Origin of the sequence: Neobacillus niacini, from assembly GCF_030817595.1 — a bacterium.
Taxonomy (GTDB): Bacteria; Bacillota; Bacilli; order Bacillales; family Cytobacillaceae; genus Neobacillus; species Neobacillus niacini_G.
This window is the reverse complement of the sequence record NZ_JAUSZN010000001.1, coordinates 6195791-6211500: the sequence shown is the minus strand read 5'-3', so window position 1 is coordinate 6211500 and position 15710 is coordinate 6195791. Positions and strand designations below refer to the sequence as shown.

Annotated in this window: 15 protein-coding genes; 1 reads left to right on the top strand and 14 read right to left on the bottom strand. The window is 40.5% G+C overall.

Going from position 1 to position 15710, the window contains the following annotated elements; genetic code table 11:
* Positions 1-26: 26 nt before the first annotated feature.
* Both QFZ31_RS29615 and mce read right to left on the bottom strand, forming a co-directional pair.
* Positions 27-1577, bottom strand: a complete 1551-nt coding sequence (locus QFZ31_RS29615) for an acyl-CoA carboxylase subunit beta (RefSeq protein WP_307310163.1) — start codon at positions 1575-1577, stop codon at positions 27-29.
* An 8-nt stretch (positions 1578-1585) separates the two neighbouring features.
* Complete coding sequence (gene mce / locus QFZ31_RS29610) at positions 1586-1990, bottom strand: methylmalonyl-CoA epimerase (protein WP_307310159.1); 405 nt, start codon at positions 1988-1990, stop codon at positions 1586-1588.
* Positions 1991-2123: 133 nt separating this feature from the next.
* On the opposite strand from mce, the gene prli42 reads away from it, so the two are divergent.
* A complete protein-coding gene (prli42, locus tag QFZ31_RS29605; RefSeq protein ID WP_306073479.1) occupies positions 2124-2249 on the top strand; it encodes a stressosome-associated protein Prli42 in 126 nt (41 codons plus the stop codon).
* A gap of 50 nt (positions 2250-2299) precedes the next feature.
* Here prli42 and QFZ31_RS29600 read toward each other — a convergent pair whose 3' ends face one another.
* From QFZ31_RS29600 to QFZ31_RS29545, 12 genes are all read right to left on the bottom strand, one after another.
* Positions 2300-2812 carry a L,D-transpeptidase gene (locus QFZ31_RS29600; protein ID WP_307310153.1) on the bottom strand — a complete coding sequence of 171 codons (513 nt, stop codon included), beginning with the start codon at positions 2810-2812 and terminating at the stop codon, positions 2300-2302.
* 24 nt (positions 2813-2836) lie between these two features.
* The gene (locus QFZ31_RS29595) at positions 2837-3820 is read right to left on the bottom strand and encodes an aromatic acid exporter family protein (RefSeq protein WP_307310150.1); all 984 of its coding nucleotides are present in this window, start codon (positions 3818-3820) and stop codon (positions 2837-2839) included.
* Between the two features lie 63 nt (positions 3821-3883).
* Positions 3884-4606, bottom strand: coding sequence for an amino acid ABC transporter ATP-binding protein (locus tag QFZ31_RS29590; RefSeq protein ID WP_307310147.1), 723 nt, complete (start codon positions 4604-4606; stop codon positions 3884-3886).
* Complete coding sequence (locus tag QFZ31_RS29585; RefSeq protein ID WP_179596634.1) at positions 4599-5258, bottom strand: amino acid ABC transporter permease; 660 nt, start codon at positions 5256-5258, stop codon at positions 4599-4601. The genes QFZ31_RS29590 and QFZ31_RS29585 overlap by 8 nt, the downstream gene beginning before the upstream one ends.
* Positions 5259-5331: 73 nt before the next feature.
* Positions 5332-6108, bottom strand: a complete 777-nt coding sequence (locus tag QFZ31_RS29580) for a transporter substrate-binding domain-containing protein (protein WP_307310142.1) — start codon at positions 6106-6108, stop codon at positions 5332-5334.
* Between the two features lie 206 nt (positions 6109-6314).
* Positions 6315-6752, bottom strand: coding sequence for a BrxA/BrxB family bacilliredoxin (locus QFZ31_RS29575; RefSeq protein WP_307310139.1), 438 nt, complete (start codon positions 6750-6752; stop codon positions 6315-6317).
* A 307-nt stretch (positions 6753-7059) separates the two neighbouring features.
* Entirely contained in the window at positions 7060-8184 is a 1125-nt protein-coding gene (gene meaB, locus QFZ31_RS29570; RefSeq protein ID WP_307310136.1) for a methylmalonyl Co-A mutase-associated GTPase MeaB, read from the bottom strand.
* Complete coding sequence (gene scpA, locus QFZ31_RS29565; RefSeq protein WP_307310132.1) at positions 8185-10383, bottom strand: methylmalonyl-CoA mutase; 2199 nt, start codon at positions 10381-10383, stop codon at positions 8185-8187.
* The gene (locus tag QFZ31_RS29560; RefSeq protein WP_307310129.1) at positions 10364-12253 is read right to left on the bottom strand and encodes a methylmalonyl-CoA mutase subunit beta; all 1890 of its coding nucleotides are present in this window, start codon (positions 12251-12253) and stop codon (positions 10364-10366) included. The genes scpA and QFZ31_RS29560 overlap by 20 nt, the downstream gene beginning before the upstream one ends.
* Before the next feature lie 122 nt (positions 12254-12375).
* Positions 12376-13689, bottom strand: a complete 1314-nt coding sequence (locus tag QFZ31_RS29555; RefSeq protein WP_307310126.1) for a dihydrolipoamide acetyltransferase family protein — start codon at positions 13687-13689, stop codon at positions 12376-12378.
* Between the two features lie 15 nt (positions 13690-13704).
* Positions 13705-14688, bottom strand: coding sequence for an alpha-ketoacid dehydrogenase subunit beta (locus QFZ31_RS29550; RefSeq protein ID WP_179596648.1), 984 nt, complete (start codon positions 14686-14688; stop codon positions 13705-13707).
* 12 nt (positions 14689-14700) lie between these two features.
* Positions 14701-15696, bottom strand: a complete 996-nt coding sequence (locus tag QFZ31_RS29545) for a thiamine pyrophosphate-dependent dehydrogenase E1 component subunit alpha (RefSeq protein ID WP_307310124.1) — start codon at positions 15694-15696, stop codon at positions 14701-14703.
* Positions 15697-15710 lie beyond the last annotated feature (14 nt).

The following is a 15710-nucleotide window of genomic DNA, read 5'->3' as shown; positions in this document are numbered from 1 at the left end:
CATAAACCTGTCTTCAAATGATAGCTTTAAAGCGGGATATTTCCGTGTTTTTTGAATGGTCTCGACTCTTTTTTGTTTCGCAGCATTTCTAATGCCTGGATAATTTTTATTCTCGTTTCACGAGGGTCAATAACATCATCAACCATTCCTCTGCTTGCTGCTACATATGGATTGGCAAACTTTTCACGGTATTCTTCGATCTTTTGTTGTCTGACCAGTTCTGGATTATCGCTATTTTGAATTTCTTTAGCGAAAATGATATTTGCAGCCCCCTGCGGTCCCATTACAGCAATTTCCGCATTTGGCCATGCAAAAACTAAATCTGCGCCGATAGACTTACTATTAAGTGCTACATAGGCGCCTCCATAAGCTTTTCTTAATATAACGGTTAACTTCGGAACAGTGGCTTCCGAATAAGCATATAGAATCTTTGCACCGTGGCGGATAATCCCACCATGCTCCTGTTGTACCCCTGGGAAGAAGCCGGTGACATCTTCAAATGTGATAATCGGGATATTAAATGAATCACAGGTACGAATAAATCTTGCTGCTTTATCAGAGGAGTTAATGTCAAGCCCGCCAGCCATAACCTTTGGCTGATTACAAACAAGACCCACTGTTTCTCCTTTAATCCGCGCAAAGCCAACGACGATATTTTTTGCAAAGTTTTTTTGAATTTCCATAAAAGAGTCTGCATCCGCAACTTGTTCAATTACTTTTCGAACGTCATAAGGACGAATGGCGTCGAAGGGAATAACATCCGTCAAGTCTGGACGGTAATCATTTTCTTCATTTACTGGAAGACGTGGAGGCTTTTCTTCATTATTTTGTGGTAGATAGCTGAGAAGCCTTCGAACCTCTTCCAATACTTCCTGCTCGGAAGCAGCTTCAAAATGCGCATTTCCACTAATACTATTATGAACATGAGCACCGCCAAGGTCTTCAGCAGATATCTTCTCACCAGTTACCGTTTCAATTACCTTTGGACCGGTAATAAACATTTGGCTTGTTTTTTCAACCATAAATACAAAATCGGTAATGGCAGGTGAATAAACAGCCCCGCCAGCACACGGTCCCATGATGACAGAAATTTGCGGAATTACCCCGGAATAAATAGCATTTCGATAAAAGATATGACCGTAACCGTCTAGTGAAACAACACCTTCTTGAATTCGTGCTCCCCCAGAATCATTTAAACCGACAAACGGCGTACCATTTTTCGCTGCTAAATCCATTACATTGGAGATTTTTTTTGCATGCATTTCCCCTAGAGCTCCGCCAAAAACGGTAAAATCTTGTGAAAATAAGTAGATTGGCCGGCCATTTACTTTTCCATATCCGGTTACAACACCATCTCCAGGACCTTTCTGTTCATCTAGACCAAAATCATTCGTCCTGTGCTCAATAAATGGGCTTAATTCAACAAATGACCCTTTATCTACTAGAAGCTCAATTCGTTCTCTTGCCGTTAATTTTCCTTTCTCATGCTGTTTTTCAATTCTTTCATCACCGCCGCCAAGCTCCACTTCCCGGCGTTTATCATATAATTCATTTATTTTTTCATAGATGTCTATCATTGACCTCTTCACCCCTTCTTTTCACATAACTCAACCAGTACACCCGATGCTGACTTGGGATGCATGAAAGCAATATGAGCTCCTCCAGCACCAATCCTTGGCTCTTCATCAATCATCCGAATCCCTTTTTCTTTCATCTCTATTATTCTTTCTTCAATAGAGTTAACACCCAAAGCGATATGGTGCATCCCCTCACCACGTTTTTCAATAAATTGGGCTATTGTACTATCCTGTGTTGTCGGTTCTAAAAGCTCTAGTTTTGTTTCCCCTGCTTTTAGAAATGCTACTCTAACTTTTTGACTTTCGACTTCTTCAATCCCAATTAAAGGGAGCTTCAGGACTTCCGTATAAAAAGGCAGGGTGGTCTCGAGCGATCGAACAGCGATTCCAATGTGATCCACTTTTTTAATCATTTATACCCCTCTATTTTTCATAATTTAAAATAGTCTCGACAATTACCATATTCGCTAAAAAATTCATAATTCCTTCCCAAAATGAGATGTTGTACCATTGTTCAATTGGGCTTTTCCCTGTAAAATATAAATAATGCTATTAAAAATAAAGGGGGAACCCACTTTGATTAATAAAAAAACGAGAAAAATAGTTGTATATTTAATGCTAATCGCTATGTTAGCCTCAACTCTCCTAATTGGGATTGCTCAATTTATCTAATAAAAAAATATACAAAGGGACTGTTTCGGAAAACAGTCCCTTTTGATATTTTATTGAATAGCTCTATGTTCTTTTGCAATCTGCTGAAAAGATTTATTCGTCGAAGTAACTAATATTTTTGTACCTAATGGAATTAATGGGTACAAGGAAGAAATGACTTCATTCTGTGTACGAATACACCCTTGTGATACATATTTTCCGATGGAGGCCGGCTGATTGGTACCATGAATTCCATATGTTCTTCCATCTGTCTCCTCGGCATCAAAACCTATCCATCTAGAGCCAAGCGGGTTTTTAGGGTCTCCCCCAGGAATATCCTTACGGCGATAATAGGGTTCTTCTGCTTTTACCGTTATTGTAAATATTCCTTCTGGTGTCAACTCCTTCGTCTTACCCGTACCAACACTGACAACAGTTTGGACTTTGTTGTCATCAATCAATGCCAATTCATTTGTTGTTTTATTGACGATAACAAAAGGGTCACCAGGAAGAGGATTAGGACCAAGAGGCCAAAGTGGTGAAATAAAAAAAGCAAACAGGATTGGCGATAGTAACTTTATCATAAAAATCCACCTGCCATTTTTTCCTTAGTTTGCTTCTAATTTCCTTGATTTATTCCATTTTGATGTTCTATAGGAACTTTTAATAATTAGATATTCATTCATCTCTTTCACTAATTGAAGAAGTGCGGCACGGACTTCAAATTCTTCTCTGGTTTTCGGTAGTTCCATTTCCTCGAATTCCTTTTTCATCTCTTTTAACTTTCCAAGATAAATGTGAGCTGTGTTACCAGGTTTTATGTTTTCAGACAATTCCTCAAGAAATTCTGCGATCATTTTACCTTGTGGTACCGTCACAGTTAGTGAAGTAACAATCGATAAGACCCGTTCTAGAATTTCAAATTGTTTTTCTCTCATTCTAAAGTAATAAAAATAGTCATTATCTTCCCTTAACACGTGATTTTCTACATCTAGAATTGCAATTGATTTCGCCTCATCCAGCACCTGTGCTGTTTCCGTTATTTCTCGACCTGACCAGTCACTCTCACCAGTTCTCAGGTAATTAACCATTTCACAAAATATAACTTTAAAATTGCTTTCAATTCTACTTTGATAATCCCTTAATTTTTTATCTACGCTTGGCATATAGACATTTATCAACAACGCTACACCAATACCAGTGATAATAACACCAAGCTCATTGATAAAGAGATCCATGGTAATCTTGTTAGCTAAATAGATATGTAAGATAATAACACTACTGGTAACTACTCCATCCGTAGCTTTAAGCATAACCACTGTCGGGATAAAAAATAACAGCATGACTCCAATAACGATTGGATGGTAGGCAATTCCTTCAAAAAACAGCGCAGAAAAGGGCATTACCAACACACAGGCTAAAAATCGGTCCCAAGCTGTTCGTAATGATCTTCTTTTCGTTACTTGAATACAAAGAATCGTTAAAATTCCTGCAGATGCAAAGTTATCTAGCCCGAGCTGTTGGGCAATTAGAATGGAAATGGCCGTGCCCGCGGCTGTCTTCAATGTTCTGTAACCAATTCGAAATTTCATAGAAAACTCCCTTAAAATAATAAAAAAAGATGGCCTATATAGACCATCTTTAGCTTATCCTTTTTAGAGCATTTTTTGCAAGAAATCTTGTGCGCGCTGGCTCTTGGGATTTGTGAAAAATTCTTGCGGCGCTGCATCTTCCACCAGCACTCCTCCATCAAGGAACAATACTCGGTCAGCTACCTCACGAGCAAAGCCCATTTCGTGCGTAACAATTGCCATTGTCATCCCGGTATGCGCGAGGGATTTCATAACCTCTAATACTTCCTTCACCATTTCAGGGTCAAGAGCAGAGGTGGGTTCATCAAAAAGCATAACTTCCGGCTCCATTGCCAGTGCCCTTGCGATGGCAACCCGCTGCTTTTGTCCGCCAGATAATCTCGTCGGGTATTCTTTGGCTTTTTCCGCTAATCCAACTTTATCTAACAAGTCAAAAGCAATCTTTTCTGCATCTGCTTTTGATAGCCCTTTAACTTTTATTGGTGCATAGGTAAGATTCTCCAAAACCGTTTTATGAGGGAATAAATGAAAATGTTGAAAAACCATACCAACATTCTGCCGCACCTTCATGATATTCGTCTTTTTATCGGTTACATCTTGGTCCCCTACGAGAATTCTTCCGCTAGTCGGGTTTTCGAGAAGGTTCATGCAGCGCAGGAAGGTTGACTTTCCTGAACCAGATGGTCCAATAATTGCCACAACTTCTCCTGCTTCGATGGTTGTGGAAATTCCCTTTAATACTTCAAGCTTACCGTAATTTTTATGCAAATTCTCTACTTTAATCACTGCGTCTCATTCTCCTTTCAACGGCTTTTCCTAGGAAGGTCAAGGTCACGACCATTAAGTAATAGATTAGACCAGCAATCAATAATGGTTCGAAGAATGAATAGTTTTCTGCCCCAACCTGATAAGAACGACGCATAATATCCATGACTCCGATTGTGGTAACAATCGCAGATTCTTTGGTTAATGTAATAAATTCATTCATTAATGCTGGAAGGATATTTTTAAGTGCTTGCGGCAGGATAATATCCCACATCATTTTTGTGTAAGGCACACCCAGCGCCATTGCTGCTTCTTGCTGTCCCTTATCAATCGCCTGAATACCTGCTCTGATAATTTCAGATATGTAAGCACCAGAATTAAGCGCAAAAGATAAAATCGCAGCTGTGTATGGTTCAATTTGATACCCGACTAACTGTGGTGACCCATAATAAATCAACATCAATTGTAATACTAATGGTGTACCACGAAAAATCGATGTATAGATGTCAGCAAACCAGCCAAGAAATTTGAATTTACTAATTTTAAAAAATGAAAGGATTATTCCTAAAATAAATCCTAATATCCCTGCTAGAATGACAATTTTAAGTGTAACAAGTATTCCCTCTAAAATGTATGGCATCGAAGGAATAAATTGCGTGAAATCTAAGTTCATTCAACTGCCGTCCTCTCTACATAATGAAATTAGTAAGACGTTCAGAAGACTTCTGAACGTCTTGGATACAACTTTAGTTTTCCCCACCAAACCATTTAACAATCAATTCTTGTAATTCACCGTTTTCTTTCATTTTTTGAAGCTCTTTGTTAAATTTCTCTGTTAGCTCGCTATCCTTTGGAAAAGCAATCGCAGATCCTGCTTCTTCTGGGTCATCGCTGAGGGTGAAGTTAGTTAAATCAGTTTCTTTATCAAGATATCCTTTAGCCACTGTGTCTTCAATAATGATAGCGTCAAAACGACCGGCTTTCAGTTCTTGAATAAGCTCTGGGATACGGTTACGATTTTCTACTGTAATAGCTACCGTTTCATTAATTTCTTCTGCTTTACCTTCTTGAATAGAACCTAACTGAACACCAACTGTTTTATCTTTTAAATCTTCTACTGTTGCAATGCCACTTTCTTTTTTAGAGATAACCATGTGCTGTGCAGTATAGTAGATATCACTGAAATCTACATTTTTCTTTCTTTTTTCCGTTGGAGTCATTCCAGCTAATACAAAGTCTGCTTGTCCAGATTTAAGTGATTGAATCAAGCCGCCAAAATCCATATCTTTTATTTCAACTTCATAGCCAAGTTTTCCAGCAATCGCATTAGCTAAATCAACATCAAAGCCAATGATTTCGTCACTTTTATCTGATTCAATATATTCAAACGGCGCATAATCGGCTGAAGTTGCCATCACTAGTGTCTTCTTATCCCCTGCATTTTCATCTTTTGTTTCACCACATGCTGCAAGTACACCGACAGCTAAAATCATTGTTAAGAATAAACCAATTACCTTTTTCATATGTTTTCCTCCTATAATTTTCTGAAAATTAATTATAACAATTTACTAACTTTATAGAGTAAAATTTCAATATTTATGCAACGTAATGAATTTTAACACAAGATAAAATAATTATGCAAGTATATTTATAAAAATTTATTATTACTTTTTTAAAATAAAAAATGAGCCAACCTCCTCTTAAGGAAATTAGCCCATTTGGTTAGTATTTATAGCTCTTCGCAGTTTTCTTCGAATTCTTTTTGTAGTCTAGCTACCACAGTTGCTGGATCGTAGCCTTCAATTTGGTGTCTTTCAACCATTGAAATTATTTTTCCGTCTTTTAATAAGGCAAAAGATGGAGAGGATGGTGGATAACCTGTAAAATAACTGCGTGCTTTTTCTGTTGCTTCTTTATCCTGGCCTGCAAAAACTGTTACTAGGTGGTCAGGACGCTTATCATAATGAAGGGCATGAGCTGCTGCTGGACGTGCAATTCCGCCTGCACAACCACATACAGAGTTAATCATCACTAAGGTTGTACCTTTTTGTTCAAGCGCCTCTTCAACCTCTTCTGGTGTTCTAAGTTCTTTATAGCCAGCTGCTGTGATCTCATTACGTGCTTGAGTTACAACATCATTCATGAAAAAATTGAAATCCATGCTCATACTTTTCACTCCTAAATTTATGTCGATATAACTACATGATAACAGTAAAATTGTGTTTCTTTCAAATAAATAGGAACTTTTTTTATGAAAGCTGCGTTAAATTAGTCTGTTGATTTGCGCTCCAGGCACTTCGCTTTCCGCGGGCAGTCCGGGGAGCCTCCTCGGCGCCAAAGCGCCTGTGGGGTCTCCCCTGCCCCGTCCTCCCGCAGGAGTCTTCGTGCCTTCCGCACAAATCAACAGAGTGCAATATTAAATGTTTAGCTTTAACATAGCATAATGAGAAAGACTTTTAATCAATTGTAAGCCATTACTTACCATCTGATAGGAATGTATTGAAGAGTATATCCACAGCTGCTGCTGCAGTTTTTTCTCCAGCCATTACTTCATTTTCTAATTGAGGTAATTTGATTTTAACTTCCGGATGGTGAAAGAAGCTGTAGTGCAGCTGATCGGTTATGAGAGAATATATCCAATCACGCTGCTGCCCTTTTCGTCGCTCAGCAAACACCCCAGAAGATTTTCCTTTCTCCTCAAAATTCTTGATAACATCCCAAACCTCTTTAATACCCTCGCCTGTTATAGAGGAGCAGGTATAAGCCTTGGACGCCCAGCCCTTTGTAGCTGGCTGTAAGAAATGAAGGATACGGCTGTACTCTTTTCTTGTCTGCTCCGCTTTTTCTTTATTGGATCCATCTGCTTTATGAACAAGGACTGCGTCGGCCAGCTCCATAATTCCTTTCTTCATACCCTGTAATTCATCACCGGCACCAGTTAGGACAAGGAGCATAAAAAAGTCGACCATGTCTCTAATAATCACTTCGCTTTGGCCCACTCCGACGGTTTCGATTAAGATCACATCAAAACCAGCAGCTTCGCAAATTAACATTGCTTCTCTAGTTTTTCGATGTACTCCACCCAGCTTTCCAGCCGTTGGTGATGGCCGGATAAAAGCTCTTAGATTTCGCGACAATTGCTCCATCCTCGTTTTATCGCCAAGAATACTTCCACCCGAGAGACTCGAACTAGGATCGATCGCCAGCACCGCCACTCGTAAACCTAGGTCGCAAAGGTAGGTGCCAAACGCTTCGATAAATGTACTTTTGCCAGCACCAGGCACACCCGTTATCCCAATTCTAATTGCTTTACCACTGTGGGCCAGGAGCTTTTGGAGAAGTTCCTGTGCCTTATGAAAATGTTGTTCAGCATTACTCTCAACTAGTGTGATGGCGCGTGCGAGCTGGCCTCTATTTCCCGAGAGAACCCCATCAACTAATGCTTCAATCGTTGGTTCCATAGACTTGCGTTTCTGAAAGACGGTGTTTCTTTCAATGGTGACTGGCTGACCTTCCAGCTCCTGTCCCCGTTTAATCAGCTTCGAGAATTTATCCGGTTCATTCGGGTTGCTCCACTCCGGTTTCAGATCCTCCGACATCTATTTTTCCACTTCCTCATAGCCAAGCTGCTTATAAATTTCTTTTATCACCTTTTGGGCAGCAACTGGGATAATGGTTCCTGGTCCGAAAATAGCCGCTGCTCCATTGTCATATAAGAATTGATAGTCCTGTGCTGGGATTACGCCGCCAATGACGATCAATATGTCTTCCCGGCCAAGCTTTCTTAACTCAAGCGCAAGTTGTGGCAATAAAGTCTTGTGACCTGCGGCCAATGAGCTCATTCCGATCACATGAACATCGTTTTCTACTGCCTGCATGGCCGTTTCTTCCGGAGTCTGGAATAATGGACCAATATCAACATCAAACCCTAGGTCTGCGAAGGCGGTGGCAATCACCTTGGCACCACGGTCATGTCCATCCTGACCCATTTTTGCAATTAGAATTCTTGGTCTCCTGCCTTCATTCTCGAGGAATTCATCTGTCATCTTTTTCACTTCAGTAATTTCCTCTTCGTTTGAAAATGCCTTACTATACACCCCGCTAATAGAACGAATCACAGCTTTATGTCTGCTGGAAACCTTCTCAATCGCATCGGATATTTCACCTAAGGTGGCGCGAACTCTTGCAGCTTGAACTGCAAGTTCTAACAAGTTGCCTTCACCTGTTTCAGCACCCTTTGTTAAAGCTGCCAAAGCTGCTGCCACCTTTGTGTCATCACGGCCTGCTTTTAAGCTAGTTAATTTCTCTATTTGTTTTAACCGAACTGCAGTATTATCAATATCCAATATATCAATTGCTTCTTCCTTTTCTAGACGATATCGATTTACACCAATTATTGTTTCTTTTCCTGAGTCGATTTGAGCTTGTCTCCTTGCGGCAGCCTCTTCAATTCTCATTTTGGGAAGACCTGTCTCAATCGCTTTGGCCATGCCGCCTAGATTTTCAATTTCCTCAATATGTGTCCAAGCTCTTTCTGCCAATTCTTGTGTCAGCTTTTCAACATAATAAGATCCAGCCCAAGGATCAATTACATTGGTGATACCTGTTTCTTCTTGTAAAAATAATTGTGTATTTCGGGCAATTCGAGCTGAGAAATCAGTTGGCAGGGCAATTGCTTCGTCCAAAGCATTGGTATGGAGGGATTGCGTATGTCCCATTGCCGCAGCATGTGCTTCAAGTAAGGTACGAATGACATTATTAAATGGGTCTTGCTCCGTCAAACTCCAACCTGATGTTTGGGAATGAGTTCTGAGTGCCATTGATTTCTCATTTTTCGGTTCGAATGATTTCATCATTTTTGCCCAGATTAAACGTGCCGCCCGCATTTTAGCAACTTCCATAAAATAATTCATTCCTATTGCCCAGAAAAAGGACAATCTTGGCGCAAATTTATCAATGTCAATTCCAGCCTTCAGCCCTGTCCTTACATACTCCAACCCATCAGCAAGAGTGTAGGCTAATTCCAGGTCAGCTGGCGCACCAGCCTCCTGCATATGATAGCCAGAAATACTGATACTATTAAACTTTGGCATATATTTGGAGGTATACTCAAAAATATCTGCGATAATTTTCATTGACATCTCAGGTGGATAAATATATGTGTTACGGACCATATACTCTTTTAAAATATCATTTTGAATCGTTCCGGACAGCTTATCCTGTGTGACTCCCTGTTCCTCAGCTGTAACAATAAAAAAAGCAAGAATCGGTAAAACCGCGCCATTCATCGTCATGGATACTGACATTTGATCCAAAGGGATCCCGTCAAAAAGGGTCTTCATATCAAGAATCGAATCGATAGCAACCCCAGCCTTGCCGACATCCCCAACAACACGCGGATGGTCAGAATCATAGCCGCGATGTGTCGCTAAATCAAAGGCAACCGACAAGCCTTTTTGACCCATCGCTAGATTACGTCGATAGAATGCGTTGCTCTCCTCAGCAGTCGAAAACCCTGCATATTGTCTTACCGTCCATGGACGATTCACATACATGGTCGGATAGGGTCCTCGAGTAAATGGCGGAATACCTGGCAAGTCATCTAAATGCTGAATCCCAGTACGGTCATCAGAAGTATAGAGTGGTTTTAGTTGAATTTGTTCATTCGTTTCGAACAATAAATCATCAATGGAGGTATCTATCTCTTTGTTAACCTGTTCCTGCCATTGTTCTGTCGTCATGAAGTCTTGTTCATCAAACAAGGAAATATTTTCGAAATCAGGCTTTTGTGCGCTCATCTAGTGCCACCTCCATCTCTGTAAGAATGGTCGAAAGAATTTCGTAGCAGTTACTTTTTATATGAATAAATTGCTTTATTCCTTCACTTGCCCATTTTGCATGTAAGTCTTTTTCTGGCAAACCCGCTAAGTAAAAAGTCCGATCCGGAAATTCTCTATGAAGTGTTGATAGAATCTCATGTCCAAATGATTCATATTGGTCATTGCTTCCACAAAAGCAAAAATATTTTGTATCTTGTCTTAAAACAAATTGTTTGGCAGATTCCAGCGAGGTAATGGAAACACTATCGACCGCTTCAATCCCCCCAGCAGCTGCGAATCCTCGCATGAAATCTAACCTAGGCTTATAGTATTTTAACTCGCCTAGACAAATCATGCCGATTTGGGGTTTAGAACCAGATTTACTTGTAATCTCTTCACTTATTTTACGCAGTTTTTCAAACGGTTCTGATAATCTCACGTTGTTAATTTTCCTAATGTTAATTCTATTAGAACGATCCACACTTAAAGGGTTATTAGATATCTGTACTGCGGCGGAACCAGCCGATTCAGCAAGATTAGCATACACGTTAGTTCCAACAATACTTTGTTTTCTTGTAAAGACATCCTGTTCCCGTTTGGTCTGGACAGCTGCTATTTCTTCTTGTAACCAGCCTGATTTTAATACTTCCAACATACCGCCTTTTGCTGCAATCTGCTGAAAATACTGCCATGCTTTTTCTGCAAGCTCCTTTGTCAGCGCTTCTACGTACCAGGAGCCACCGGCAGGGTCAACCACTTTTTGTAAATATGCTTCTTCCTTCAGAATGTTTTGTGTGTTTCTCGCAATCCGTTCTGAAAGCTGCGAACAGCCTGTTATACCATTAAACGGAGTTATGTGAAGATATTGGACTCCTCCGACTACTGCTGCGAATCCTTCATTTCCAGCACGAAGAAGGTTAACATATGGGTCATAAACTGTTTTTGTGAACGAAGACGTCTCTGCAGTAATATGCATTCCCCGGTCCTTAGTATCAGCACCATAAACTTGCGTAATTTTATTCCATAGAATACGTGCTGCACGCAGCTTGGCTAGCTCTATAAAGAAATTGCCGCCAATTGAGAATTGAAAAATCATTTTTCCAAGAATATCCTCTAACTTCATACCTCTATCTAATAGACTTTGAAGATAGAATGTACCGGCTGCGGCTGCAATTCCCAGCTCTTGAACGGCATTGGCACCGCCTTGATGGTAGGTTGAGGTATTTATTAAAACAGTCCGTAATTTTGGTAGTTTTTCATTTGCAAGCTCTATATCATCCATCCAACCCTCGAAAAATTCTTCTACGATGAATCCTTCCTCCACAAACAAAGAGAATGGATCGCTGCCAACATAGCCACTAACTTTATTAGCGCTTGTCTCACGTTCTGTTAATGCTGCTAAAAACGCTGATTGTAGGCCTTTCCCATTAATAGCAAACGGGAATCTAGAAGGTAAATCTCCCAGTATGTCATATATCTTTTCATTTGATTCAAAAAGAACCTCTGAAACTTCAAATGAGAGCGCTGTTTGTCCTTTTCCAATGCTCCCATGGAGCTTTTCCTTTAATTCGTCCACCGATTGATATGAAATTCGCTGTGCTATCTTCCAATCATTTGTTACATATCCTAATGGATTAATACCTCTGCGAAAATCTGAACCTCCCGGATAGTCTGGTGCTTTCTGAGCATCCTGCTGAGAATAAAGCGGTTTCAAAATTATTTTTTCATATGTACTGCTTTTTAATGTTTCAATACTTTTACCCTTTAAAGATTCCTCTGCTTTTGCTTTCCAGTCCTCTTTGGTCATTAAAGGAAAAGATTGATTCCGAAAGTTATCCAAGCGTAGCATCCCCCTTCCTTGAACTCATAAATTAAACTAATATTCAATAAATTCAACTTAGTTTTATTGTAAGATAGATGGACATATCAAGCAATAAAAATAACCGCTGCCAAATCGGCGGCGGTTATTTACTAATATATTGATGTAGTAGATTTTGATGTATTTTCAAGAATTTCTTTTACTCGCTGTAAGAATCGACCGCAAACCAGTCCATCTAATACTCTGTGGTCGAGTGACATACATAGATTTACCATATCGCGAACGGCAATCATTCCATTGTTCATCACGACAGGCCGCTTGACAATTGATTCTACCTGAAGGATTGCTGCCTGTGGATAATTGATAATTCCCATTGATTGTACCGATCCAAATGAACCAGTATTGTTGACAGTAAACGTTCCGCCCTGCATATCTTCTGAGCGAAGTTTATTGGTTCTTACTTTAACAGCAAGTTCAGAAATTTCGCGAGCAATTCCCTTTATCGTTTTCTCATCGGCATGCTTAATGACAGGTACATACAATGCATCGTCCGTTGCAACGGCAATAGAGATATTGATGTCTTTCTTTAGAATTATCTTATCCCCGGCCCACATGGAATTGATCTGTGGAAATTCTTTTAAAGCTTGCGCAACAGCTTTAACGAAAAAGGCAAAGAAGGTTAAATTGAAGCCTTCTTTTTGCTTAAATTCATCCTTCAAAGAATTGCGGTATTCTACAAGATTGGTTGCGTCCACTTCTATCATGGTCCAAGCATGCGGTGCTTCATGCTTACTGCGCAGCATATTTGCCGCAATTGCTTTACGGATTCCTGTTACCGGTATTTCGATATCGCCTGCTGCAACTGGGATATTCGGAGCAGGAACTGGTTGCTTCGGAGCTGCAACTGGCTGAGTTGAAACAGATGGTACCGTTATTTGTACTGCAGCAGGTTGAGCTTCCTCTGCCTGCTTAGGTGCTTCTACTTTTGCTCCTGCAGTTGGGATATTACCAGATTCAATTAATTTCAATAAATCTTTTCTTGTAATACGGCCACCTGCACCGGTGCCTGTCACCTGTGTTAGATCAATTCCATGTTCTTGAGAAATCTTTAGAACAGCAGGTGAATAACGGGCTTTGTTACCTTGCTCAGATTGTTGGGTAACTGCAACTGTTTCAGACACATCCGCTTTTTGCTCACTTACGCTTACTTCTTCAGCATTGCTGCCCTCGATTTCAATGGTACAAATGATTTCTCCGACCGCGAGTGTGTCACCATCTTCTGCAACTAATTCTTTAATTGTACCTGTGAAAGAAGAAGGAACTTCTGCGTTTACTTTATCGGTCATCACTTCAGCTAATGGATCGTATTTGTTTACTTTATCTCCGACAGAAACCAGCCACTTAGAGATTGTTCCTTCGGTTACACTTTCCCCTAACTGAGGCATTTTAATTTGTTCAATTACCAAGATTCCAACCTCCTATTAGTATTCTGCCAATTCGCGCATTGCTTTTTCAACTTTGTCTGGATTGACCATAAAAAACTTCTCCATTGTTGGTGCATATGGCATTGCTGGGACATCCGGTCCTGCCAGGCGCATAATTGGCGCATCTAACTCAAATAAGCAATTTTCAGCAATAATGGCAGATACTTCACTAATAATACTGCCTTCTTTATTATCCTCGGTAACAAGTAACACTTTACCCGTCTTAGAGGCAGCTTCAATGATTGCTTCTTTATCTAACGGATATACAGTTCTTAGGTCAAGGATATGCGCAGAAATACCATCCTTAGCTAATTTTTCAGCTGCCTGGAGGGCAAAATGAACACAAAGCCCATAAGTAATAACCGTAATGTCTTCACCTTCACGCTTCACATCTGCTTTTCCAATTGGCAATGTGTAATCATCAGCTGGGACTTCTCCTTTAATTAACCGGTATGCCCGCTTATGCTCAAAGAATAGCACTGGATCATTATCACGGATAGCTGCTTTTAATAACCCCTTCACATCATAAGGGGTTGATGGCATTACAATTTTCAATCCTGGTGTATTTGCAAAAACCGCCTCAACTGATTGTGAATGATAAAGGGCGCCATGTACGCCGCCGCCATATGGAGCACGAATAACCATTGGACAGCTCCAATCGTTATTTGAACGATAGCGAATTTTTGCCGCTTCTGAGATAATTTGATTTACAGCAGGCATAATAAAATCAGCAAATTGCATTTCAGCAATTGGTCTCATTCCGTACATCGCTGCACCGATTCCTACCCCGGCAATTGCGGATTCAGCAAGCGGTGTATCGATTACACGCTCTTCACCAAATTGTTCGTATAAGCCCTGCGTAGCTTTAAAGACTCCGCCTTTAACCCCTACGTCTTCACCGAGTACAAAAACCTTTGGATCACGTTCCATTTCTTCCCGAATGGCCATTGTGACCGCATCTATATAAGAAATTACTGCCATGTTACATCCCCCTTACTTATCACCATAAACGTATTTCAACGCGTGTTCAGGTGCTGCATACGGTGCATTCTCAGCATAATCAGTGGCTTCGTTCACTTGTTTCATCACACGGTGGTTAATTTCTTTTTCCAACTCATCATTCATTACACCTGTTTCTTTTAAGTACGCACCAAAAGTAATAATTGGATCCTTTGTTTTTGCTTTAGCCACTTCATCAGGGGCGCGGTACGAACGGTCATCATCGTCAGAAGAGTGTGGTGTCAGTCTATAAGAGACTGTTTCTATTAGTGAAGGGCCTTCACCGCGGCGACCGCGTTCTGCTGCTTCCTTCACCACTTTATATACTTCTAATGGGTCGTTTCCATCAACCGTAAAACCTGGCATACCGTAACCAATTGCACGATCAGATACCTTTTCACATCCTAATTGTTTCTCAATCGGAACAGATATCGCATATTTATTGTTTTCACACATGAAAATGACAGGCAGTTTATGAACTCCAGCGAAGTTAGCTCCTTCATGGAAATCACCCTGATTTGAGGAACCCTCACCGAAGGTTACGAAGGTCACGAGATCCTTCCTTTCCATTTTGCCCGCTAACGCTACACCGACAGCATGTGGAACCTGAGTTGTTACAGGGGATGATCCCGTAACGATTCGATTTCTCTTTTGCCCAAAGTGCCCAGGCATTTGCCGGCCGCCTGAATTTGGGTCCTCCGCTTTAGCAAAACCAGAGAGCATTAATTCTTTAGGTGTCATTCCAAATGTTAAAACTACGCCCATATCGCGATAATATGGCAGTACATAATCTTTCTCCTTATCAAGTGCAAATGCCGCACCCACTTGTGCTGCTTCTTGTCCTTGACATGAAATAACAAATGGTATTTTACCAGCACGATTCAACAGCCACATCCGTTCATCAATCCGGCGGGCTAGAAGCATAGTTTCATACATTTCCAAAACCTTTTCATCACTTAAACCTAATGCATGATGACGATTTTCAGCCATTTATTTTTTACCTC